Source organism: Pseudoalteromonas sp. D15MCD-2, assembly GCF_038562745.1.
Classification (GTDB): domain Bacteria; phylum Pseudomonadota; class Gammaproteobacteria; order Enterobacterales; family Alteromonadaceae; genus Pseudoalteromonas.
The window spans coordinates 172,385-194,502 of the sequence record NZ_JBCFQE010000002.1 but is presented as its reverse complement, the minus strand read 5'-3'; the positions used below and the strand labels follow the sequence as shown (position 1 = coordinate 194,502).

Annotated in this window: 22 protein-coding genes; 12 read left to right on the top strand and 10 right to left on the bottom strand. The window is 41.2% G+C overall.

The window, feature by feature from the left end:
* Positions 1–171: 171 nt before the first annotated feature.
* Complete coding sequence (locus AADY36_RS17665) at positions 172–579, top strand: hypothetical protein (protein ID WP_054563261.1); 408 nt, start codon at positions 172–174, stop codon at positions 577–579.
* 11 nt (positions 580–590) lie between these two features.
* Entirely contained in the window at positions 591–1,433 is an 843-nt protein-coding gene (locus tag AADY36_RS17660; protein WP_055021827.1) for an SMP-30/gluconolactonase/LRE family protein, read from the top strand.
* Here the strand turns inward: AADY36_RS17660 and AADY36_RS17655 are convergent.
* On the bottom strand, positions 1,430–1,663 hold the full coding sequence (locus AADY36_RS17655; protein ID WP_054563262.1) for a helix-hairpin-helix domain-containing protein: 234 nt from the start codon (positions 1,661–1,663) through the stop codon (positions 1,430–1,432). The two genes, AADY36_RS17660 and AADY36_RS17655, sit on opposite strands and share 4 nt — an antisense overlap.
* A 143-nt stretch (positions 1,664–1,806) precedes the next feature.
* On the bottom strand, positions 1,807–4,542 hold the full coding sequence (locus AADY36_RS17650) for a TonB-dependent receptor domain-containing protein (RefSeq protein WP_342409378.1): 2,736 nt from the start codon (positions 4,540–4,542) through the stop codon (positions 1,807–1,809).
* A 259-nt stretch (positions 4,543–4,801) separates the two neighbouring features.
* On the opposite strand from AADY36_RS17650, the gene AADY36_RS17645 reads away from it, so the two are divergent.
* Positions 4,802–6,007 (top strand): anhydro-N-acetylmuramic acid kinase, encoded by a 1,206-nt coding sequence (locus AADY36_RS17645; RefSeq protein ID WP_342409377.1) that lies wholly within the window; start codon positions 4,802–4,804, stop codon positions 6,005–6,007.
* On the opposite strand, the gene AADY36_RS17640 is transcribed toward AADY36_RS17645, so the two are convergent.
* A complete protein-coding gene (locus AADY36_RS17640; RefSeq protein WP_274168474.1) occupies positions 6,004–6,480 on the bottom strand; it encodes a hypothetical protein in 477 nt (158 codons plus the stop codon). The two genes, AADY36_RS17645 and AADY36_RS17640, sit on opposite strands and share 4 nt — an antisense overlap.
* A 180-nt stretch (positions 6,481–6,660) precedes the next feature.
* On the bottom strand, positions 6,661–8,532 hold the full coding sequence (locus tag AADY36_RS17635; RefSeq protein WP_342409376.1) for a GGDEF domain-containing protein: 1,872 nt from the start codon (positions 8,530–8,532) through the stop codon (positions 6,661–6,663).
* Positions 8,533–8,741: 209 nt separating this feature from the next.
* On the opposite strand from AADY36_RS17635, the gene AADY36_RS17630 reads away from it, so the two are divergent.
* Together AADY36_RS17630 and AADY36_RS17625 are read left to right on the top strand one after the other, a co-directional pair.
* Positions 8,742–9,563: a hypothetical protein gene (locus tag AADY36_RS17630; protein WP_342409375.1), complete on the top strand. Its 822-nt coding sequence runs from the start codon at positions 8,742–8,744 to the stop codon at positions 9,561–9,563.
* A 40-nt stretch (positions 9,564–9,603) separates the two neighbouring features.
* Entirely contained in the window at positions 9,604–10,080 is a 477-nt protein-coding gene (locus AADY36_RS17625) for a hypothetical protein (protein ID WP_285221073.1), read from the top strand.
* A gap of 34 nt (positions 10,081–10,114) precedes the next feature.
* Here AADY36_RS17625 and AADY36_RS17620 read toward each other — a convergent pair whose 3' ends face one another.
* The 3 genes from AADY36_RS17620 to AADY36_RS17610 all read right to left on the bottom strand — a co-directional run bounded on the left by AADY36_RS17620 (position 10,115) and on the right by AADY36_RS17610 (position 13,091).
* Complete coding sequence (locus AADY36_RS17620; RefSeq protein WP_342409374.1) at positions 10,115–10,450, bottom strand: hypothetical protein; 336 nt, start codon at positions 10,448–10,450, stop codon at positions 10,115–10,117.
* A gap of 623 nt (positions 10,451–11,073) precedes the next feature.
* The gene (locus AADY36_RS17615; RefSeq protein ID WP_342409373.1) at positions 11,074–12,102 is read right to left on the bottom strand and encodes a methionine synthase; all 1,029 of its coding nucleotides are present in this window, start codon (positions 12,100–12,102) and stop codon (positions 11,074–11,076) included.
* Between the two features lie 11 nt (positions 12,103–12,113).
* A complete protein-coding gene (locus AADY36_RS17610) occupies positions 12,114–13,091 on the bottom strand; it encodes a DUF1852 domain-containing protein (RefSeq protein ID WP_342409372.1) in 978 nt (325 codons plus the stop codon).
* Positions 13,092–13,471: 380 nt separating this feature from the next.
* Between AADY36_RS17610 and AADY36_RS17605 the strand changes: the two genes are divergently transcribed.
* A complete protein-coding gene (locus tag AADY36_RS17605; protein ID WP_055199043.1) occupies positions 13,472–14,281 on the top strand; it encodes a sulfite exporter TauE/SafE family protein in 810 nt (269 codons plus the stop codon).
* A gap of 37 nt (positions 14,282–14,318) precedes the next feature.
* Here AADY36_RS17605 and AADY36_RS17600 read toward each other — a convergent pair whose 3' ends face one another.
* On the bottom strand, positions 14,319–15,233 hold the full coding sequence (locus AADY36_RS17600) for a LysR family transcriptional regulator (RefSeq protein ID WP_342409371.1): 915 nt from the start codon (positions 15,231–15,233) through the stop codon (positions 14,319–14,321).
* A 97-nt stretch (positions 15,234–15,330) separates the two neighbouring features.
* On the opposite strand from AADY36_RS17600, the gene AADY36_RS17595 reads away from it, so the two are divergent.
* The 5 genes from AADY36_RS17595 (at position 15,331) to AADY36_RS17575 (ending at position 19,371) form a co-directional block, all read left to right on the top strand.
* Complete coding sequence (locus AADY36_RS17595) at positions 15,331–15,747, top strand: lactoylglutathione lyase (protein WP_342409370.1); 417 nt, start codon at positions 15,331–15,333, stop codon at positions 15,745–15,747.
* An 11-nt stretch (positions 15,748–15,758) separates the two neighbouring features.
* Positions 15,759–16,862, top strand: a complete 1,104-nt coding sequence (locus AADY36_RS17590) for an alkene reductase (RefSeq protein WP_342409369.1) — start codon at positions 15,759–15,761, stop codon at positions 16,860–16,862.
* Entirely contained in the window at positions 16,859–17,806 is a 948-nt protein-coding gene (locus AADY36_RS17585; protein ID WP_446728744.1) for a polysaccharide deacetylase family protein, read from the top strand. The genes AADY36_RS17590 and AADY36_RS17585 overlap by 4 nt, the downstream gene beginning before the upstream one ends.
* The gene (locus tag AADY36_RS17580) at positions 17,803–18,048 is read left to right on the top strand and encodes a hypothetical protein (RefSeq protein WP_342409368.1); all 246 of its coding nucleotides are present in this window, start codon (positions 17,803–17,805) and stop codon (positions 18,046–18,048) included. The genes AADY36_RS17585 and AADY36_RS17580 overlap by 4 nt, the downstream gene beginning before the upstream one ends.
* A 186-nt stretch (positions 18,049–18,234) precedes the next feature.
* Complete coding sequence (locus AADY36_RS17575; protein WP_342409367.1) at positions 18,235–19,371, top strand: serine hydrolase domain-containing protein; 1,137 nt, start codon at positions 18,235–18,237, stop codon at positions 19,369–19,371.
* A 14-nt stretch (positions 19,372–19,385) separates the two neighbouring features.
* Here AADY36_RS17575 and AADY36_RS17570 read toward each other — a convergent pair whose 3' ends face one another.
* A complete protein-coding gene (locus AADY36_RS17570) occupies positions 19,386–20,384 on the bottom strand; it encodes an AraC family transcriptional regulator (RefSeq protein WP_342409366.1) in 999 nt (332 codons plus the stop codon).
* Between the two features lies 1 nt (position 20,385).
* Positions 20,386–21,168: an SDR family NAD(P)-dependent oxidoreductase gene (locus AADY36_RS17565; protein WP_342409365.1), complete on the bottom strand. Its 783-nt coding sequence runs from the start codon at positions 21,166–21,168 to the stop codon at positions 20,386–20,388.
* 176 nt (positions 21,169–21,344) lie between these two features.
* On the opposite strand from AADY36_RS17565, the gene AADY36_RS17560 reads away from it, so the two are divergent.
* Entirely contained in the window at positions 21,345–22,109 is a 765-nt protein-coding gene (locus tag AADY36_RS17560) for a metalloregulator ArsR/SmtB family transcription factor (RefSeq protein WP_054563277.1), read from the top strand.
* Positions 22,110–22,118 lie beyond the last annotated feature (9 nt).

Here is a 22,118-nt window from a genome sequence, read left to right as displayed (position 1 = left end):
CCAGCAGTAAATTAAGATACGCCTTTAACGTTTTGCGGGCATAACATTAAAAATCAATACTAAAATTGTAATTGCTGAGTAACACGCTCATTATAGGGTTATTCACGGTTTTGAACTGGTTATAGGAACGGTGTATGCTAAATCTAGTTTAAGCTTATCAAAAGGATTGATATGAAGCGTATTTTACTATTGATTGCAGCGGTTTTTGCAACCTCTTTGCAAGCCAACACTGATGTACTATCGGTAGATCCGGTCATGCTCTCTGGCAGTGCTTTTTCATTTGAGAATGATGCCAAGCGTTACCCTAAGCAAAGCCAATTTAGCATTGTCCATAGTGTATTAATGAGCAGTGAAAGTGGTCGCCGTTTAGCGGTTGTGACGATTGAAAATAAAGCATCGGGATCGCGAATTCTTCAGGCTGACCATATTATGGCGCTGTTTGCCGATGGGCGTCGTGTTCATCCTCAGAGCTTTGACGAAGGTATTAAGTTAGATGATGGCGAAAAGCGTTCTTTGACCTTATCTTTTGGCGAAAACGAATACCCGATTTTAGCGGTATACACGAGTTTAAATGAGTAAAAGGAAGTCCTATGAAACGACTAAAGCCACTGGCAATAACACTACTTTTAAGCTCACCGTTAAGCTTTGCAGTTGATAGCCAAGACTTTGTTAAAGATAACGTTTTTACGCAAGGCGTTGAAGGGCCAACCATGTATAACGGTGCCTTATACGCGGTGAACTATGCCCAGCAAGGAACCATTGGCCGCGTTGATAATATGGGCAAAACATCTTTATTTGTGCGGTTGCCGAATGACAGCGTTGGTAATGGCCTCCAGTTTGACTCACAAGGTAATTTGTTTATTGCGGACTATGTTAACCACAATATTTTAAAAGTCCCTGCTGGCAGCAATAAAGCAGAAGTGTTTGCCCATAATAGTAAAATGAATCAACCCAATGACATTGCTATCACTAAAAACGGGGCGCTGTTTGCAAGTGACCCTAACTGGGCGGAAGAAACGGGTCAGCTGTGGCGTATAAATGCAGATGGCAGCACCCATTTACTCGAAAAAAACATGGGAACCACCAATGGGGTAGCGGTTAATCACGACAACACCAAGCTTTATGTGAACGAGAGTGTGCAGCGAGTTGTTTGGCAATATGACTTAGATGAGAACTTAAACATTAGTAATAAAAAAACTTTGATTAAGTTTGCTGATCATGGCTTAGATGGCATGCGCGTTAATAATCAAGGGCATGTGTTTATTACTCGCTACGGCGCAGGGAAAGTGCTTGAAGTATCGCCTACGGGCAAGCTCTTAAATAGCTACCAATTAAAAGGCCAGCATCCAACGAATTTGGCTTTCAACGAAACGCAAAACAAAGTGTATGTCACCATGCAAAAGCGCGGTGCAATAGAAGTCATTGAGCTTTAGCCTTGTTTTGCTCGCGCAATCGCGGCAGTGATTGCCGCTTTTGCCTGCGGACTATTCTTCCAGCAATTTGAATGTAGCATCGACGCGACTCGCTCAGCAATGGTATTTGCATCAAACCCGGCTAACTTCTCAAACGATTCAATACCAATTTCTTCAAACCGTTTTATCACTGTTGGCCCAACACCTTTGAGTGCTAAAAGCACGCTGCGCTCTTGCTCGTTAAATGGCATGTGTTACTCCTTATAAATCCTTTTTTTGGTACTTTGCCATATTAATTGTGCATAGCAAGTCTAATTTTTAGGTAATAAAAAAGCGCACCGGGCAGGGTGCGCTTGAGGGGATCAATCCTGTGTAGCTAAAACAGTAGGATTAATTAAAAGCTTGGGGCATATCTCAGTGAAACACCGACTGAGCGGCCAATCACACTATAATCACTTACGGTGTTAAAGTGGTTTGCGCCTACTTCAGGTGTTGGTGGTTCACGGTCTAATAAGTTATCGACACCAAAGTTAACAGCAAGTTCCTCATTAACTTGCCATGCAGCAGCAAAATCTAAGTAATTTTGTGCTGAGATTGTTTCTGAACGGTCGACAGCATACTCTACTTCACCGATTCTGCGCCAGCCAAGTTGGAAATTCATGTTATCTAACTGCCAATCAATGCTTGCGCGGTGTTTGTAGTCAGCTTGCAAGATACTCGCAAAGTCACCCGAACAGGCGCTGCCATAAGTTCCTTTACAGTCTACTTCAGGTACAGTGCTGTTGTTCTGACGGGTTTGTTTAGTAACAAAGTTACCTTGGTACGAAAACCTAAAACGACCACCCATTTGCTCTGGTGCATCAATCACATAATTTGCTGCAACGTCGATACCTTCTTGCTCAATAGCGGCTAAGTTAAAGTCATTAACGATGGCTGTGCTAATAAAGCCAGTGTTTGGATCGCGAAGTACCGCACCACACAGTGGGTTGTTTGGATTCGGGTCATCAACATAACAGCTTTGCAGTGCTGCACCAGGTTGAATTTGGCTTACCGCATCAGTTACGCGAATACTGTAGTAATCAAGTGATAAATCAAAGCCTTCTAAATAGCTAGGTGTATAAACAATGCCTAATGTATCTGATTCAGCTTGCTCAGGTTTAATATTCGGGTTACCACCATAGGTGTACTCTGCGGTACTTGAATCAAACTCGGTGCCAACAGGCGGCGCACCAAACGCAGCACATTGAGTTGCATCACCGGTGCCAAGTAAACATGGATCGCCGTTATAACGCCCTGCTAGTCGTGGCACAAACTGGTCGCTATTTTGGTCGAATAACGATAACGATAGCGCTGTGATTGGGCTGGCAAACTCACCTAAGTTAGGTGCTCTAAATGCGGTTAAGCGGTTGGCGCGAATACGAATGTCGCTGTTTATTGCCCAGTTGATACCTAGTTTGTAAGTATCTTCTGCTTCGGTATTTGAGTAATCAGAAATACGGTAGGCACCTTCAAAGCTAAGCTCTTCAGCAAAAGGTTTATCAACTAAGATAGGCACTAAAATTTCAGCATAGAACTCTTCAGAGCTAAAGCTTGCATCCATATCAAATGCGCTGATAGACGCAAAACTGGTGGAGTTTCTAAATGCATCGCCCGGTGTTTGTTTACCGGTTTCTTTACGGTATTCATAACCAATTGCAAAATCGATAGCACCGGCTGGTAATTCAAATAAGAACCCAGAATCACCTGATAGTGTTGCTGAGATCACACTTTGTGTACGGTCGCGAGTGGTATATAGCAATGGGTCGCTAAAGTCGCTGAAATCATGGTTTGGATCAAAAATATCCACTGAATTTGCAAGGGCAGCAAAGCGACTATTACCGCTGTTATCATTACGGTATGCGTTGTTGTAAATGGTGGCTACTTCGTCAGTTTTGCCATACTGGCCATATACGTCGTAGTATAGGTAGTCTGTTATATCACCTTTTAAGCCCAGTTGAAATTGCATTGAATCACGTACCGCTTCGGTGTGTTGCACACCTAAACCTAGGTTACGTTCAACATTAACAAGGGCATTGCCTTCGCTATCAAACGTAAGTTGGTTACGTAGTTCATCTGGAATATACGCGTTGTCTTGCGTGAGGGTCACTTGTTCGTTAACAAAAATGGGTGTTTGGCCACTGGCCCCCGCACCATTTACGGTCACTTTAGAATACATTGCGCGGCCATAAGCAATGGCACTGTCGCTTACATCAACGTCAAATAATAAGCCCGCAGATAAACGGTCCATCGGTTGAGTTAAATAACGATCTGATGTGAAATCAGTTGTTTGACGATCACTTGTTACAGCACCTGAATCAGCAATACCTATGCTGTTGCCAGATGCAACGTCAGTATAATAACCACCGCTGTTGATCATTGCCGTTGAGTTTTCAAGCGCATAGTCACGCTCGCCGGCTAATAACTCTTTTCGCTCTGTATAACCAATATAGCCTGTTACATGGCCGCGGCCATCGGCGATGTCACCACCAAAAATAGCCTCAAAGTTAAGCTTTTCGTTACCGCCGTCGGCACTTTCATAACTGGTTGAGAACTCAGCGCCAGTAAAATCATCGTCTAAAACAAAGTTAACAACACCGGCTACTGCATCTGCGCCGTAAACCGCTGCTGCACCACCGGTTAATACATCAACACGTTTTATTAATCCGGCTGGAATGGTGTTCACGTCAACCGAGTTACGAAAACTAAATGGTACTGCGCGAGTACCGTCAATAAGTACCAACGTACGGTTTTGGCCAAGGCCGCGTAAATCTATGGTTGATGAGCCAAATGAGTCACCGACTGTGGCACCGGTGCTGTTGGCACCTGCTGCAGCTTGAGGCAGTTTTGCGGTAATATCTTCAACGTTCACTGCACGGTCTAGGTGAATTTGTGCTTCATCAACGCTCACCACTGGGCTACTTGAAACCAGCTCGGTACGTTGAATACGTGAACCTGTTACGGTGATCACTTCAGGTTTTTTTACTTCAGTAGTTTCTTCTGCGTGGGCATAACTAATTACTGAACTTACAGCGAGAGCTAAAGGTGATAGCAGCAATAGCGAGCGATGCCCTGTTGATGTATTTGCTTTCATGATGATTCCCTTGCGTTTTATCATTTAAATCAACGCAGGTTGGTGAATGACCTAGACCATTTAGTTAATTTAATGAGTCATACTTTTTGTTATGATGCTTGTGTGTTCTCCTTTTGGGGAGCTCACCGGTACAGTTTTAAAGCAATTTAAAAGTCTTTGCAATAATTATTCTTTAAATCTATTATTTTAAAATATAAACTATTCCAAGTCGTCAACCCGCTTATTTACATCTAATAAGCTGATTTTAAGTGATTTATTTATGCATCAACATATTGAAAAACTGTATTTAAGCGCAAAAAAAGAAAGAAAATTAATAATTGGTCTAATGAGTGGTACCTCGTTAGATGGCCTTGATATCGCGCTATGCGAAGTATCAGGGCAGGGCATGAACACTCATGTAGAAGTATTAAAGTTTACTACCGTTGATTACGACGATGATTATAAAACACGTGTAAAAAGAGTGTTCGCCAAACGAGAATGTGACCTTGAAGAAGTCACTTTACTTAACCCTTGGATTGGCCAATTACATGGTGAAATGGTCGCCAAAACGTTAGCGGGCTGGGGAATAGCAAAAGAACTTGTTGATGTGATTGCCAGCCACGGGCAAACCATTTATCACTGCCCAAAAAACCAACACAAGCGTGCAGAATATGGTAATGCAACACTACAAATTGGTGACAGCGATCACCTAGCCGTGACTTCTGGCATTACTACCATAGGTGACTTCAGACAAAAGCATATTGCAGCGGGTGGCGAAGGCGCACCGCTTGCGGTATATGGTGACTATTTGTATTTCACAAGCACCAGCGAAAACCGAATTTTGCTTAATATGGGCGGCATTGCAAACTTAACCTACTTACCAAAATCAGCAGATGCACGAGCGGTTTTTAGTTCTGATATTGGCCCAGGTAATACCATTATGGATGCCTATGTACAGCGTTATTTTGCTCCACTTCAATATGATAAAGATGCTGCTATTGCAGCAAAAGGCACGGTAAATGAAACTTTACTAGCTGCGCTGTGTGATGATTCGTTTTTTGCTTTAGGGCTTCCAAAAACCACCGGGCCAGAAGTGTTTAATCTAGAGTATTTAGCAGCAGCACAAGCACGCTCGAATACGCAGAGTTTATCGCACTTTGATGTGATGGCAACCTTAGTGCAGTTTTCAGGGGGAATGATTGCTAAAGCAATTAACCAATGCAGCGAAGGCTTGACCGATGTGGCTGTATACACCAGTGGTGGCGGGGTTCATAACCCATTATTAATGAAAACTATTTTGGCTAATTGCCCAGCGCTTTCTGTGATAAATAACACCGATTCGTTGGGCATAAACCCAGATGCAAAAGAAGCCGTGTTATTTGCTATTTTAGCGAACGAATGTTTGTCGGGTGGGCAACAACGCTTTGGTAATACCGAGCAAGGGATCCCCGATATTACCATGGGTAAAATTAGCTTTGCTGACTAGAAAAAGGCTAAAAAGCTTGCGCCAAGATTACTGATGTAATGGCGTAAGCCATTGTTTTTAGATTGATCGCCAGTTAGCAGCTCTGGTGATGTGCTTGCTGCAATGCTGACATCAAATTGGGCGCTGTCTTTAAGTGTTGCATGCATGCCGTGTAGCATTAATTGCAAAACAAATTCACCACTGTGAGTAACATCCTCTAACGTAAGCATAATAACGTGCTGATCTAGATCGTGCTGCGTTAAAGTGTGCGCAGTAAAATAGGCCGATTCACGAGCATCAGGGCGTGTCGCGCTGATAGAGATCACGTCACCTTCATGGGCATCATCTGGCAGCACACAACAAAATACAACACGCTTTTGCTCATTAGCCGCAAAATGCAATTGTTCATATTCCATTGTATGCGCAAGCGCAGCACATAAAGGGTCTTCACTAGAGGGGAGTGCAAACGAAAGTTGCACCAAGGCACTGTCCATTACTTCTTCATTACGTTAGCTGATTAAATTAGCGTCAATTATTGATCAGTTAGATGACAGAATTATGACTATTGTCATATTGCGGATTATTTATTTCAGAAACAGAGAAACGTTGAATGTTTGATTCGTTTGGTCGGATATAAGTCTGTATCTTTTGGTTGTTGAGCTCCTATTAAAAAGCTAAGAAAAAACAATATTTCGTCCTCTTCTTTTTGCCTCATAAAGGTGTAAGTCGACTCTTTTGGCTGCCTGTTCTGACGTTTCGTTTGGTGCAATTTCTATAACACCTAAGCTTATCGTTGCGCTTATAGACAAAGATGTATGTTCCTTTTCGGCAACTGAAAGTCTAATACGCTCGGCAATATCTTTTGCATGCTCTAAAGATTGATTCTCAAGCACAATTAAAAACTCTTCGCCGCCGACACGACCTACCCGATCAGAACAACGGACTGTTTGCACAATCGTATTGGTTATAGATATGATTAATTCATCACCAATATCGTGACCGTATTGATCATTGACCGCTTTAAAATGATCAATATCGATAGAAATCAAAGAGCTTACTTGCTGATTTAGTTTGTTTTGCAGCATGACACTTCGTTTTAAATTCAATATAGCTCTTCGATTTGCTATGCCTGTTAGTTCATCTTTTAAAGCGAGTATTTCAAAGTACTTTTTCAGGCGAACTTGTTTGAATGTATAAACGGCGAATAAGAGTAAGCACAAGCAAGTGACCATCACAGTTAAGCCTTGCCAAAAAGATTTATCTTCGGCCACCGCTAAAAATTTTTGTTGTAGCTTTGACTCATGCTCTAAACGAGAAATCTCAAGGATCTGCTGTTCATAATTAAAGTTTAATCTGGCAGATATAAGCGTGTTATTTGCGATAGCTTGTTGTTTATCTTTAATTAAAGCGATTAATTGTTGTTGAGATGTTATTTGTAAGGAAGTATCTCCTGTTGCAGCTGCAAGCTGCGAGGTTAAATTTAAATAACGCTCCTTTAAGCTCTCGGGCCAATATTGTTGTTGCCCGGCTATCTTCTCATAAGATGTAAGGGCGGCTTGCAACTGATAGGTAGCCAAGTACCATTCTGATTTAGTAAAGTTGTATAGTGTCAAAATCCAGCTGTCAGTAACCGAGAGCGTGTTCAACTCAGTTAGATATGACTCACCCTGAGATAAGCTATTAAGTTTTATATTGAGTTCTGTCAGTTTAATTAATATGTAAGCATAGCCATTTTCGCTTTCGAAACGACGAACATCTTTTTTTATCGACTCGTATAGCTCAACTGCCTTTATTAAGTCGCCTTTTTCTTCATAGGCATACGCGAGTTGATCCGCTACTTTGTACTGCTCTTGCTCATTGAATTTCGTTAACGCTAATTTGGCTCGCTGCAGTTGTTCAATTGCAAGTTCATAGTTGTACAACGCTATGTGAATATCGGCAATTTCTTTTAATGCGAGTGCTTTTTCGTAGTCATTACCTGCTTTTTCAAATAACTGATAAGCCGTTTTAGCAGAGTCGAATGCCTCTTGATAGTCGCCTTTAGTTAACTGAATACGGTTAAGTACTATGTGAGCAAGAGCAATGATTGACAATTTTTTTGAAGAGGTTATTTCGTCTACTGACGGCGTGTTAATTATTGGTTTTAAGTGTTCGAGAGCTTTCTGGTAGTTACCTTGCGTATACTCTTGGTTTGCTTCACAAACAGCAAGTTCCTGTATTAAGTTTAAATTGTTTACTTGTTGAATGATTGGTTTGGCTGTTTCTAGAAATTTTTTATATTCATTAATCCCGTTTGGGGTTGATAGATTAGAAAACCAACATTTAAACGCCATTACTTGCGCATCATCTAGCACATTTTCATAAGGCATTTGCTTTTCTAATCTAGCTAAAATTTCGACAGATTCAGAATATGTTGTATAGCCGTGAAGAGCACGGCTGATTTCACTCTGAACATCCTTTGCTGTCACATTGGTTGCAAATAGCAACAAGCACAATATCCTTATCATTTGAGCATTACTCCATACAGCTACTCTGATGCCAATCAATGATATTTTCTTATAATTGCAGCTAGCTTAGCATAATGAAATTGTTGCTTATAAGATTTTACGTTGAAAAAATATAAATAATTTAATACTTTAAGCTATGGTTGGTTACTTTTGGGATTTGAAAGCAGCTCAACACAAAGTAATGGAATTGTGTACCTAAAATGATATGGTTACTTTAAATAGTTTTAATTAAAAGGATGTTTTTTTTCATGTTAAACAAAATATTACTTTGTAGTGCTTTGTTATTTTCTGTTACAGCACTGGCTGAAAGACCAGATTATTTTAATGATGAGATAGAGCAAGAGTATCTCGCGGTTTTAAAGCATATGGACGAAATGATGCCGCAAACCGATGTAGAGCTTGCCTATTTACCCTCTTTTTACCCGTTTAGCATTTTTGATATTCATGCCACAAAATTTAAAAATGACAAGGATAAGCAAGCGTTCACTAACTTTAATTTAGGAGTGCTTGGTAGTCAGTATTTAAATGTTGAACAGCAGATTGGAACAAAACTTCCTAATTTATTTATTTGCAAAAAAGATCAGTGTACTGAACAAAGGCTTAAGTTAATTAGGCCGTTTTTAGATTTATCTGAGGAACAAATTTTAGCATTTAAAAATAGCCAAAATTTGAAACTCATACAGCAATCTGCGCCGCACGTTTACCGTGTTAACAATACTTTTTACTCTCCTACTCAATTGTTAAGCTATACACCATCAAAATATGCGGGGTTTGTACCATCTGCCGATTATAAAACTCTATCACCCGGTGAAGCCCCTAGCTTGATGGAGCTATCAGCCGATTCACAAAAACTCAGAGATTTAATGGTTAAATTTAAGGTTGCAGCAGTAACAAAAGATGAGTATGACAACATTAATGTGATTTTCGGTGGTCTTAGTGATAATCATTGGGGAGTGGTCCTTTTAGATAAATATAGTATACCTAGGGAAGGCGATAGGAATGCTCTAGGCCTTGAGTATGAAATAATCAAACCACTCTCAAAGACAAGTTTTTATTATCAAACTAATTAAACCAAGTTTTATCAACAAACAGTTATCAATGGAGTAAACAATGGGGTTGTCTGAAAATAACAAACCAAAGCCCCATAGTTTTGTGTTGAAAAGTTTTGGATTAATAGCACTTTTTGTATCTTTAACAGGATATGCCACCGAGCAGCAAATTCAGCAGCACGTAGATGCGTTTATTCAGAGCCAATATAAAGATCATTTTCCAGAATTAGTCTCTGATGATGAAATTGGCCGATTAAAGCGTTTTTATGAGCATAGTGATGGAAGAGTCTCTATATTTTGGACTTATCAATCAGGCAATGTTTGGTTAGAGAAGCTGACTCTCATTAAGGTGCAAGATGATGGTTATAGCGAATTGTCGTCTATTTCTTTTAACGGCGTAGTAGATAGTACGAAAAAGATTGGCGAACAGCTTGTTATACAATTACGTACATATGATGAAAGTGATCCTCGTTGCTGCCCCAGCAAGAAAATCACTTTACGCTACCGTATTTATAAGAGTGATTTAGTTAAGTTATAGCCTGATTGTTTTGCTTCAGGCTATAAATTAAGAATCAGCAAATATGATATTCACCATGTGGTTTGTTGCTGAACATAAAGGCTTGTAACTCAGATTTAAGTACCTCGACAATATCCGTGGTAAAGGGCGTTCTGATTTCACCAGAGTCTAAATACCTCAGTAAATCAATTTCATGTTTGAGTGCAGACTGAATCGAATAACTAATTGGGTAGGTTACTTTAAACTGCTTACGTGATATCACGTTGTCGTGGTTTTCAATCTCAACATAGAAAGTTAATTGCTCATCTTCTTCGCAAATGTCGCTACAGGTGCCTTGCTCACGAATACAATCCAAGACAATATTTCTGATGAAAATATCAAATTCGTTCATATTAATCCCTCAATTTTTGCCCATCCATTGGGTACAACTGAAATCTAGCAAAAAATAGTTAATCTAGCCAACTCAATTTTGCATCTTTTGGATTAACTCTTTCTGGGTAGGTTGATTTAAAAGTGCTAGGGGGAGGGGCGTGGTCAGTTTATAGGGGGTAATCCTTAGGGATTGGTCGTTAGGGGATAGGATGCGCGAAACACGTTTCACGCCTACGTTGTAGCAGCGGCTTTATGCCGCGACATTGATAAATTTTTACGAGAAACGAGAAACGAGAAACGAGAAACGAGAGGCGAAATACGAGAGGCGAGATACGAGAGGCGAAATACGAGATACGAGAGGCGAGATACGAGAGGCGAGATACGAGATACGAGAGGCGAGATACGAGATACGATGGGCGAGGTAAAAACGCGATGTAAAATCGCTGCTACACAATCAGGTTCAGACTAAATTTAAAAACTGACGGGCTAAAGCCCGACCTACAATGTAGGTCGTCATTTATGGCGATAAGGGTTGAGGTAGACGTGCACCTCGCTCCTCGCACCTTGACCCTCGCATCTCGACCCTCGCATCTCGAACCTCGATCCTCGCAACTTTCCCCTTTCCCCTTGAAACTTGCTAACTCAATTACTAATTTCCCCCCTAACAATCTCTGCGCCTTTACTTAGCGCACTAAGCTTGGCGCTTGCTATGTGGCGAGGGAGAGGGGCCATACCGCAGTTTGTGCATGGGTAAAGCTTGTCGGCATCAACATATTTTAGGGCTTCGCGTAATGTGTGTGCCACTTCATCAGGGGTTTCAATTTCATTGCTTGCTACATCAATGGCACCCACCATCACCTTTTTACCGCGAATGAGTGCTAATAGTTCAATGGGCACGCGAGAGTTGTGACACTCAAGAGAAATAATATCGATATTCGACTTTTGAAGTTTTGGGAATACTTCTTCATATTGACGCCATTCATTGCCCAGTGTTTGTTTCCAATCAGTGTTGGCTTTAATGCCATAGCCGTAGCAAATGTGCACGGCGGTTTCGCACTTTAAGCCTTCCATTGCTCTTTCTAGGCACTTAATGCCCCAGTCATTAACATCATCGAAGAACACATTAAACGCAGGCTCATCAAATTGAATAATATCAACACCCGCGGCTTCGAGCTCTTTCGCCTCTTGGTTGAGAATTTTGGCAAATTCCCACGCTAGTTTTTCACGGCTTTGATAGTGGGCGTCATACAAGGTGTCGATCATGGTCATAGGCCCTGGTAATGCCCACTTTATAGGTTGTTTGGTCTGCGAACGTAAAAACTTGGCGTCTTCAACAAACACGGGTTTGCTGCGTGACACCGGGCCAATCACACTTGGTACACTGGCTTCGTAGCGATTACGAATGGTCACTGTTTTACGGTTTTCAAAATCAACGCCATTTAAGTGTTCGATAAAGGTCGTTACAAAGTGCTGGCGGGTTTGCTCGCCGTCGCTCACGATATCAACGCCAGCTTGTTGTTGCTCTTGTAAGGCAACGCGCAGCGCGTTTTGTTTGCCGTCGATAAGTTCTGCACCTTGCAATTTCCAAGGTGACCATAAGGTTTCAGGCTCAGCAAGCCAAGCAGGTTTTGGTAAGCTGCCAGCTGTCGATGTAGGTAATAACTTTTTCATTTTTACTCTCTTTAAATCGCGTAGTTTGCAGACCATTTTTCAAGTACTGATTGATAAGGTTTAATAAAGTGCTGCTCAGTAAATTTACCTTGTGCAATCGCCAGTTGGCTGCGCTCTTCACGGTCGTAAACAATTTGCGTGATAGAGTGATCAGCATTTCTTAAATTTGGTTGATAGCAACTACCCGCCACAGCATTGGCGTTATAAATTTCTGGACGGTAGATTTTCTGGAATGTTTCCATGGTGCTAATCGTGCTGATCAACTCTAAGTTGGTGTAATCGTTCAGTAAGTCACCAAAGAAATAAAACGCCAGCGGAGCAACAGTGTTTGGTGGCATAAAATAGCGCACCTGCAAGCCCATTTTTTTAAAGTATTGCTCGGTTAATGACGACTCATTTGGTAGGTACTCTGCACCTAAAATTGGGTGTTGGTTTTCTGTACGATGGTACGTTTTGTTATCAGACACGCTTAAACAAATAACCGGTGGTTTTTTAAAGTGCTGTTTGTAAGTCTCTGAGTCAATAAAGTATTTAAAGAGTTTACCGTGTAAGTCACCAAAGTTTTCGGGAATGCTAAACTCGTTTTTCGCTTTATTATGATCAAGCAGCAGTACGCTAAAATCATAATCACGCACGTAAGATGAAAAGTTATTACCAACAATACCTTCGATACGTTCATTAGTTTGGTGATCAATGATATTAGTTTTTAGCACTTCAATTGACGGGAATGCTTCTGTGCTTTGTGCAATTTCTAAATCAACAGAGATGATCTCAAGCTCTACAGAGTAGCGGTCGCCTTGCGGGTTATCCCAGTTTGCTAGCGCATTAAAGCGGCTATCAATCATTTTTAACGCATTACGTAAATTCTGCTGGCGACTTTCACCGCGAGCTAGGTTTGCAAAGTTTGTGGTAAGTCGTGTGCTATTTGACGGATGATAATTCTCGTCGAGGCAAATGCTTTTAATTGTAAATCTGAAATCGTTGTTCATGGCAATGTATCCAAAAGTCCTGAGATAAATGATTGCTGCTCACCTTCCTTAAATCGCTAGGCCATTAACCTTAGGTTGCTCTGCAGCGCTAATAAATTTATACGTGGTCAGCACCATGAAGAAAAACGTTTTTATTTCAGGTAAAACATGAGGCAGATTCATAAATATTTGCTGTTTTAGTAAAACATTTAGGAAGGGATAGTGAAAAAATACTTCAAAGTCATTTTAGACGTCTGGATTTCTAAATTGGTTTGTTGAAGTTGCAGTAATTTCATATAAAACGTGAGTAATATTCACTACTTAACCCTACTTTTGAGAACAAGCCCGTACTTTATTGTTGTTATACTCGGTTCCCTAAACCAACAAAACAGACAAATACAATGAATGAATTAATCGTGCTTATTATTGCTTGCGCCATACTTGGTAGCGGGGTGGGCTTTTTAGCGGGGCTCTTAGGAATTGGTGGAGGCTTAGTTATTGTGCCCATATTAAGCATGATCTTGCTGCACTTTCAGGTGTTACCTGCTGAGCAAGTTGTGCTGGTGGCGATTGCTACATCGCTTGCCTCAATTCTTTTTACTTCAACGTCATCAGCTATCGCTCACCACAAAAATGGTAATGTGCCTTGGCAATTGGCTCCGTGGGTGATGACAGGGGTTGCACTAGGCGCTCTTATCAGTGGCTTTTTGGCTTCGCTATTACCTGCAAATGTGGTGCGAATTGTGTTTGCTGTGAGTGTAGTGCTTATTGCATTAAAAATGATTTTCAGTAGTAAAAATGACAGCCAATCAACACGAATGCTACCCAATAAAGGCCTTTTGACACTTTATACAACCATTACGGGTGGTCTATCAGCCATGATAGGCATTGGCGGTGGTGCGGTACTTGTGCCGTTACTGACGTTTTTCTCGGTTGATATGAAAAAAGCCATTGGCTGTGCCTCGGCCTGCGGTATTGTCATTGCGCTATTTGGATCTGTGGGTTACATCAGTTCGGGTAGTCAGTACTTTACATTAAAAGAGGGCTTTGCCGGTTTTGTTTATTTACCGGCCTTGTTTGGTATTGTTTGTACTTCGTGGTTTACCGCACCATTAGGAGCAAAAGCAACGCATCATTTGCCTGTGTCTACCATCAAGAAAATCTTTGCAGGACTTTTGGTTATTATGGCTGTGAATATGCTTACTAAATAGTGTTAACTATTAAATCTACTTTGCGATTTATTTAAAGTTAGCAGTGCTTTTTAAACCAACACTCAAAAAACTCTATAAACGCTTTCACTTGCCGAGGTTGGAATTGCCTGCTTGGATATATCACCTGTAGGCCGACACTTTTTTTATCGCTGTGGCTAAAGCCTCGAACATACTCATCTAGTATCAAATTAAGGTCGCCTGTTTTGAGGTCATTTTTGATATCAATGTATGATTTTAAGGCTATGCCATGGCCTTGATTTGCCCAGCGTCTTACCACCTCACCGTCTGAGCATGAAAGGTGGGGAGCTACTTTAATAGAAAAGTGCGTGTTATCTACCTCAAAATGCCAGTCATTTAGCGGTTGCCCAAGTCGCTCAAGTACAAGGCAACGATGATTTTTTAAATCTTCGGGATGCCTTGGCAAGCCAAATGATTCTATATAGCTAGGTGAGGCGCAAAGCACACGGCGGTTATTACATAGCGGGCGGCTAATCAAGTTACTATCAGGCAAATTGCCGAATCTAAATGCCAGATCAATACCTTCCTCAACAATATTGGCAACCCCATCTGTCAGTACTAAATGCGGTTTAACATTTGGGTGGTTATTGATGAATTCTGCTAATGCGGGTGCAACAAACTGGCGACCAAAGTCAGATGTTGCAGAGAGTTTCAGCTGGCCTCTTAGGCTTTGTTGCGACTCTTGAAGTATGTTTTCTGTGTTTTCGACTTCTGCTAATACTCTTAAACAGCCACTATAAAAACGTTCGCCTGCATCTGTTAAGGCAATACTGCGCGTATTACGCGTTAACAATCGCGTATCGTAATTTTGCTCAATTTTATTAATTCGTGCTGTCATGCTTGCAGGCGAAAGCCCCAATTTTCTTCCCGCAGCGGCTAAACCTCCCGCTTTTACAACGTGAACAAAAAGTGCCATATCATCAATTTTTGACATTATTCTTCAGTTTTAATGAATACTTATTTAACTCTAAGGCTAATTATCAATTTAGTCAAAATAGTTAAACTCATTTCATCACTTGAAGGAGATAGAAATGCAGCTTAATCACGCTCTGCTTTTAGCAACGAATATCCAGCACATGGCTCAGTTTTTAGAGTCGTCGTTAGGCCTTAAAAAGGGGCCAAGGCCAGCATTTGGTTTTGATGGTGTTTGGTTATATGACGACTTGGATACGCTATGCATTCATATAGCAGCTAAGTTTGGGGTAAATGAATCGCAGTCTAATTACTTAACCCAAGCTTCGGTATCAACAGAAGCAGTTGGCTTATCAACGGTTGACCACCTTGCTTTCTTTGCAACTGATTATCATGAAGTTAAAGCACGGCTAGAAGCAACTTCAATACCATTCGTTGAGCGGGAAGTGCCGGCAGCGAATGAGCATCAAGTGTTTATTCAAGGGCCTGATGGCTTAAAAATAGAAATTTTATTTACACGCAGCGAGCTTATTTAAAAGGTATACATATGAAAAATAGAATATTTAATACAGACCAAATTGGTCATCATAAAACCGCAAATAAAATAGTGATGGCTCCAATGACCCGTTCACGTACGGCTCAACCAGACGATATTCCGACAAGTCTAATGGCAGAATATTATGCGCAACGAGCCAGTGCGGGTTTTATAGTATCAGAGGCGACGCAAATTTCTGCACAAGGAAAGGGCTACTCATTTACCCCCGGGATTTATACTGAAGAGCAAATCAATGGATGGCGCAAAGTAACGCAGGCTGTTCATCAGCAAAATGGACTCATTTTTTCTCAGTTATGGCATGTTGGCAGAATGTCGCATAGTGTCTTTCATCCAGACGGCTTGCCGGTTGCGCCAAGTGCTATTGCTCCCAATGCGCAAGTGTGGGTGGTTGATGAAAATGGCGAAGGCCAAATGCTTGATTGTCCTACGCCACGTGAATTATCGACCAATGAAATTAAGGGCATTGTTGAAGACTATAAACAAGCTGCTTTGAATGCGATTGCAGCAGGGTTTGATGGCGTTGAGGTACATGCAGGCAATGGCTATTTAATCGATCAATTTCTAAGACAAACATCAAACAAACGTACCGATGAATACGGCGGTAATATTGAAAATAGAGCAAAGTTCGCGCTGCAAATCATTACCGCAATTAGCCAAGCTATCGGCCCAGAAAAAACGGCTATTCGATTAGCTCCTTTTATTACACAAAGAGGCATGGATGATCCGCAAGCAATCGATGCCATTTTATATCTAGCTAAAAAGTTTGATGAACTTGGCATTGCTTATCTGCATTTAGCGGAAGCTGATTGGGATGATGCTCCCCTCGTAACAGATGAGTTTAGAGTTAAATTACGTGAAAGCTTTGGTGGCAAAATAGTGGTTGCAGGAAATTACACATTAGCAAAGGCCGATAAACTAATAGGTGAAGGCTTAGTTGACTATGTTGCATTTGGCAGAAAGTTTATTGCAAACCCTGATTTACCTTATCGTTTAGAGCACAATTTACCTTTGAATGAAATATCAGATCCTACTACTTTATTTGGTGGTGATGAGCGAGGTTACATAGACTACCCAGTATATCAGGGAAATAAATGATGAAATTTTTAAAGCCAATTTTAATTGCGTCGGTGTTTGTTCTAAGCTCCTTAGGTGTAGCTCAAGCTAAGGAGGCAACATCTGTATTTTGGCCTGATGATGCTCAACTTGTGATCTCAATTTCGATGCAGTTTGAGGCAACAGCGCAAGACCAATCAGATCCAGGCCCGTTTCCACCGCAAGAGCTGGGTTATCCAGACACTATTTCACCCTCTTGGTACCAGTACGGCATGAATGAAGGCATACCTAGGCTGCTAGATTTATGGGATAAGCATCATATTAAAGTAACCTCACACATGGTTGGCCGAGCGGTTGAATTAAACCCTGAGTTAGCAAAAGAGATCGTGCGGCGCGGGCATGAAGCATCAGGGCACGGACAAACATGGACCCCTCAATACTCTATGAGTGAAGAGCAAGAGCGACAGTCATACATAAAAAGTGCAAATATCATTGAAAAAGTAACAGGGCAGCGACCTGTGGGGTTTAATGCTTTTTGGATGAGGCATTCAAAAAATACACTCAAAATCCTTAAAGAGTTAGGTTTTATTTATCATATAGACGATTTATCTCGTGATGAACCATCGCTAACACCTGTTGGAAGTGACGACATTGTTGTTGTTCCATACACTTTTAGAAACAACGATATAGTTCGATACACTGGCAGCACAGCCATGACTGGTAAAGCGTATTTACAAGAGCTTAAAGACGAGTTTGATGTGCTCTACAAAGAAGGCAAACAACACAGAAGAATGATGTCTATCAGTGCTCACGATAGATTAGCGGGCACTCCCGCCAGAGTGAAAGCGTTGGATGACTTTATAACTTATGCAAAGCAGCACAAGGGGGTTAAGTTTATGCGTAAAGATGACATAGCAAAATGGATTTTACGCCAAGACAATGTGCCAAAAAACTCGCCCCGAACTTTTGAAGAGGATTTGTTATGAAATACACACTAACCTTTATTACATTACTTTTATCTGGCTGTGCCTCACAGCAGCAAATGGGTGAGTTTGAGGATGTAGTAATCGCAGATCATCATTGCCCAGGGGAAATAGATCGAAGTTATAACACCACGATTTATAGCTCAGACGAACCTGAAAAAATTGGCAAAACTGAAGTCACTACACATTGCACTCCAGTTAAAACAGAAACTGAATTTGAAAGAGACTTAAGGGAGCATCAGTAACTTCTTTATACTCCTCAAAATATATTTGCTAAGGCTGCAATTATGCTTGTTAAATAGTATTAACGTATTAATTCGACAACACGAAAGTCGTTTGTTAGTGTCAGTTAAGCCGTTTTTAGGCTGCTTAACTGACTTTTTTCGAAAGCTGTAGGCGCTAATTAAGGACTATTTTTTAAGGAAAATGTTATGGAACGTTGGTGCTTTCAAGCGAGTAAAAAAACACTAAGCTCTTTATTCGTTGCTCTATCACTAATGGCTTTGCCAGTGACTGCTGAGCCTACAAAGCCTCTCGAAACTCACCATGCTTTAATGGGCCAAGTTCTCAATGCAAACCAACAAGCTCCCCTTAAAGGTTTTGCACTTCATGTCATTGTTGATGATGGACATGCTTTTTCAACGGTAAAGCAAAGTAAAGAAAATGCGCCGCAAGTTATCAACCCAAATAGTTTATTTAGAATTGCCAGTGTGACCAAAACCTTTACTGCGGCAACGGTGTTACGTTTGCACGAGGAAGGAAAACTAAGCCTTGATACAACGCTCGATAAGTTAATTTCTGACGACTTTTTTGCGCTTCTTGAAAGCGATGGTTATGCCCTAGATAAAATGACGCTTAAGCAAGTGCTGAGTCATACGGCAGGGCTATACGATCACGCCCAAAGCGATCAGTATTTAGCTGGCATAATGGCACATCCGCAGCAAGATATTACGATGCGCGAGCAAATTAAAGGGTGTGTAGAGTGGGGCGACCCAATTGGTAAACCTGGTGAGCGTTTTTCATATTCAGATACCGGTTATGTGTTACTCGGCCATATTATTGAAAGAGTGACAGATTTACCGCTACCTGAAGCGGTTCGCCAATACTTAAGTTTCGATAAAAATCATATCGAAAATGTGGTCTGGGAACGGGGGGATTCGGTTGCTGTGGATGAGTCTCGACGTGTACATCAATACTTGCATGGCACCGATACTTTTAATTGGAGCCCAACTGTCGATTTATATGGTGGCGGTGGGCTTGTTGCCAGCCCAATCGGTATGGCTAAATTTTATCAGGCTTTATTTTCAGGTAAGGTCTTCAAACATCCAGAAACGCTCAAACTCATGCTATCGGTTAAAGGCTTACCAGCAGATAGCCCTTACCGTTTAGGTGTATTTGCAAAAGAATATAACGGCACCTTGGTTTATCAACATGGTGGCTTTTGGGGCACTTTGGTGATGTATGAGCCAACAACGCAGGTGGTGGTCGCAGGGGCTGTTACTCAGCAAAAAGACTACGCTAAGCTTGAAAAAGTAATGAGTGACTACCTCACCCTACAGGCAAATTAGCTTCACAAAGCTAATTAATGCTTTACTTGGATGCGCTTATGGGCGGGAGAAACACCCGTCCAGCTACTGTAAGCGCGAACAAACGAATTTGTTTCGCTAAAACCGAGTAAAAAAGCGATTTCGATAATTGGTAACTCAGTTTGCATTAAGTAGTGCTGCGCAAGATCTTCTCGTACTTGTTGTAAGACTTTTTGATAATTTTGCTTTTCAGCTGTAAGTTTTCGTTGTAGAGAGCGTTTGCTTAGTGCCAGCTCTGAGGCAACATGCTCAATGTTACTTTGCCCTTGAGGTAGGGATTTAAACAAAATACTTGATACCTTGTCAGTAAGGCTTTGTTCGCTGATAACATCTTGCAGCTTACGTTTTAAATCTCCCTCAAAGCACGACAACATTACTTGATTACTAGTTAAAAATGGCGCTTTTGCATCTTCTGCTAAAAATGTCACGCTAGGGGTATTCCCCACTTTCAGCGGGCAACCAAAGTAGGTTTCGTATTCCATGAGCTTTTCAGGTAGCTCTGGCACAATAACCGTAACAGGGTTAATTTGTTTTCGAGTAGCAAGGCGAGTTAGTTGTGTAAAAAATACCAGCTCTGCCAAGCTGTAGCACTTGGGCAGCGTATCAATAAAACCATAACAGCTTACTTGGGCTTTAGTATGAGTGTTGGTAATTTCAAGTGCTAGTTCCATAGGGCCAATTAGTGGTTTGTACTGCTGTAACCTTGCTAAAGCGGCATTTAAGTTTGGGCTACAGATCGCGGCAAAAATTGGTACGTCAAATGATTCTATTGTCATTACTTCGGCAAGTTTTAAGGGTAACTCAATGCCGTTTGCTGCTGTCTCTATACCCTGCCATAATTGGAAGTATTGAGCCGGCGTTAAGTATATTTTATCTTGAGAAAATAAACCTGAAGGCAACTGGGCATAAGCCAGTGCCTCTTCTAGGTTGATTTCTAAATCATTGAGTAATACTTGCCAGTTGGGAGGGATCAAAAACTTGCTGGCTCGTTTCATATTAGTTTCCGCTTTTTTCCATAAACTGACGAGAAATTTTTAACACAGTTTTGCGAGGCAATAAAGGGATCACCCAATTGAGCATAAATTTAAGCGGCGCTTCATTAAAAGCAATTAACTGACCTTTTTGCATTGCCTTGTAACCACACAGTGCTACAGAGTGTGCTGATTTAGCATTCTTCCAAGCATCTACCCCTTGTAGATCACCTGCTTCAACAAAGCCTGTTGCTACTGTTCCTGGGCATAACGCGGTGACAGTAATGTTTTTATCTTTTACTTCTTCTGCAATTGCTTGGCTGAATGAAGTCACAAACGCTTTCGTTGCATAATATACCGCTTGCAGTGGGCCTGGCATAAAGGAAGCTGTAGACGAAATATTTAAAATTTTGCCACGATTTCGCTCAACCATGCCTTGTAAGTAATAGTGGCTTAGGTTTGTTAATGTCACAATATTAAGTTGCATCATCGTTTGTTCTGCACTGAGTTCACGCTCATGAAACTTGCCATGTCCGCCAATGCCAGCATTATTCACCAATATATCTATGTGCAAACCAAGTGCCTCAGTATGTGTAAAAACATACTCAGCTGAATCTGGCTTAGATAAATCGGCAGCAATAACCGTAACCTTTATGTTGTGTTTCGATTCAAGATGTTGTTTAAGATCATTCAGTTTGTTTTCTGAACGAGCTACCAGCACTAAATTATCGCCATGCTGTGCGTGAATATGCGCAAGTTCTAAACCAATCCCGTTTGATGCGCCAGTGATCAATGCTGTTGATGTCATATTTTTACTCCATTAATTTGAGATGTTGTTTTGTTATATGCATGGTAGGCCATCTATTGGTGCCACATAACATCAGATCGCGCCATCGTCATTGTAAAACGCGCCATTTATAAAATTCAGCTTGTAAATGCTATATAACGAAAATATTATATAACCAAATTATTATGGAGTGAGCAGTGAAAGTTCTCTTTTTATGTACAGAAAATTCAGCCCGTTCAATTATGGCTGAGGCGTTGCTTAAACATCATGGTAAAGGTGAGTTTGAGGTGTTTAGTGCGGGTACTGAACCTTATGCGGTAGACCCTCGTACGCTTGCGGCGATTGAGCATTTTGGTTTAAAAACCGATGACTTACACTCAAAGCACTTAAACGATGTAACTAACCTGAATTTTGATTACGTCATTACCTTATGTGATGACGCTGCCAAAGAATGCGCCAATCGCGTCGATGGCAGCCATTGCCTTGCATGGGATTTTATCGATCCTAAAACGCGTCCTGAACCTCACGCCTTTGAAAAAACCTTGCAAGAGCTCAATGAGCGAATCAAACAGTTTGTGCAATCCCATAACAAAGAAAAACCAGTATCGATTTCGCCAACCATATTTTATAAAGCCCTTGCAGATGATATTCGTTTAAAAAGCTTATTGCTTATCGCCGTTGAGCAAGAGGTTTGCGTATGCGAACTAATGACGGCACTTAACGAGCAGAGTCAGCCAAAGGTTTCAAGGCATTTAGCGCAACTTAAAAAACAGGGTATTTTGTCGGATAGAAAACACCAGCAGTGGGTGTTTTACTCTTTAAACCCGACTCTACCTATGTGGATGAAACAAACAATTACCTCGACCGTGGTAAACGAACCGAATTTCATAGAAAACGAGTTAGCAAGGCTAAATGCGATGGGGGATGATCGCCCAACCCGTGTTGCTCGTTGCTGCAATTAAGGACTGAAA

What these genes read in the sequence shown, in the direction of transcription:
- AADY36_RS17655 (WP_054563262.1), bottom strand. Translation starts at nt 1,663, where the DNA reads ATGCCATTTAACGAGCAAGAGCGCAGCGTGCTTTTAGCACTCAAAGGT.
- AADY36_RS17565 (WP_342409365.1), bottom strand. Translation starts at nt 21,168, where the DNA reads ATGACATCAACAGCATTGATCACTGGCGCATCAAACGGGATTGGTTTA.
- AADY36_RS17645 (WP_342409377.1), top strand. Translation starts at nt 4,802, where the DNA reads ATGCATCAACATATTGAAAAACTGTATTTAAGCGCAAAAAAAGAAAGA.
- AADY36_RS17650 (WP_342409378.1), bottom strand. Translation starts at nt 4,542, where the DNA reads ATGAAAGCAAATACATCAACAGGGCATCGCTCGCTATTGCTGCTATCA.
- AADY36_RS17615 (WP_342409373.1), bottom strand. Translation starts at nt 12,102, where the DNA reads ATGAAAAAGTTATTACCTACATCGACAGCTGGCAGCTTACCAAAACCT.
- AADY36_RS17595 (WP_342409370.1), top strand. Translation starts at nt 15,331, where the DNA reads ATGCAGCTTAATCACGCTCTGCTTTTAGCAACGAATATCCAGCACATG.
- AADY36_RS17620 (WP_342409374.1), bottom strand. Translation starts at nt 10,450, where the DNA reads ATGAACGAATTTGATATTTTCATCAGAAATATTGTCTTGGATTGTATT.
- AADY36_RS17625 (WP_285221073.1), top strand. Translation starts at nt 9,604, where the DNA reads ATGGGGTTGTCTGAAAATAACAAACCAAAGCCCCATAGTTTTGTGTTG.
- AADY36_RS17585 (WP_446728744.1), top strand. Translation starts at nt 16,859, where the DNA reads ATGATGAAATTTTTAAAGCCAATTTTAATTGCGTCGGTGTTTGTTCTA.
- AADY36_RS17660 (WP_055021827.1), top strand. Translation starts at nt 591, where the DNA reads ATGAAACGACTAAAGCCACTGGCAATAACACTACTTTTAAGCTCACCG.
- AADY36_RS17605 (WP_055199043.1), top strand. Translation starts at nt 13,472, where the DNA reads ATGAATGAATTAATCGTGCTTATTATTGCTTGCGCCATACTTGGTAGC.
- AADY36_RS17640 (WP_274168474.1), bottom strand. Translation starts at nt 6,480, where the DNA reads ATGGACAGTGCCTTGGTGCAACTTTCGTTTGCACTCCCCTCTAGTGAA.
- AADY36_RS17590 (WP_342409369.1), top strand. Translation starts at nt 15,759, where the DNA reads ATGAAAAATAGAATATTTAATACAGACCAAATTGGTCATCATAAAACC.
- AADY36_RS17600 (WP_342409371.1), bottom strand. Translation starts at nt 15,233, where the DNA reads ATGTCAAAAATTGATGATATGGCACTTTTTGTTCACGTTGTAAAAGCG.
- AADY36_RS17580 (WP_342409368.1), top strand. Translation starts at nt 17,803, where the DNA reads ATGAAATACACACTAACCTTTATTACATTACTTTTATCTGGCTGTGCC.
- AADY36_RS17610 (WP_342409372.1), bottom strand. Translation starts at nt 13,091, where the DNA reads ATGAACAACGATTTCAGATTTACAATTAAAAGCATTTGCCTCGACGAG.
- AADY36_RS17575 (WP_342409367.1), top strand. Translation starts at nt 18,235, where the DNA reads ATGGAACGTTGGTGCTTTCAAGCGAGTAAAAAAACACTAAGCTCTTTA.
- AADY36_RS17570 (WP_342409366.1), bottom strand. Translation starts at nt 20,384, where the DNA reads ATGAAACGAGCCAGCAAGTTTTTGATCCCTCCCAACTGGCAAGTATTA.
- AADY36_RS17665 (WP_054563261.1), top strand. Translation starts at nt 172, where the DNA reads ATGAAGCGTATTTTACTATTGATTGCAGCGGTTTTTGCAACCTCTTTG.
- AADY36_RS17630 (WP_342409375.1), top strand. Translation starts at nt 8,742, where the DNA reads ATGTTAAACAAAATATTACTTTGTAGTGCTTTGTTATTTTCTGTTACA.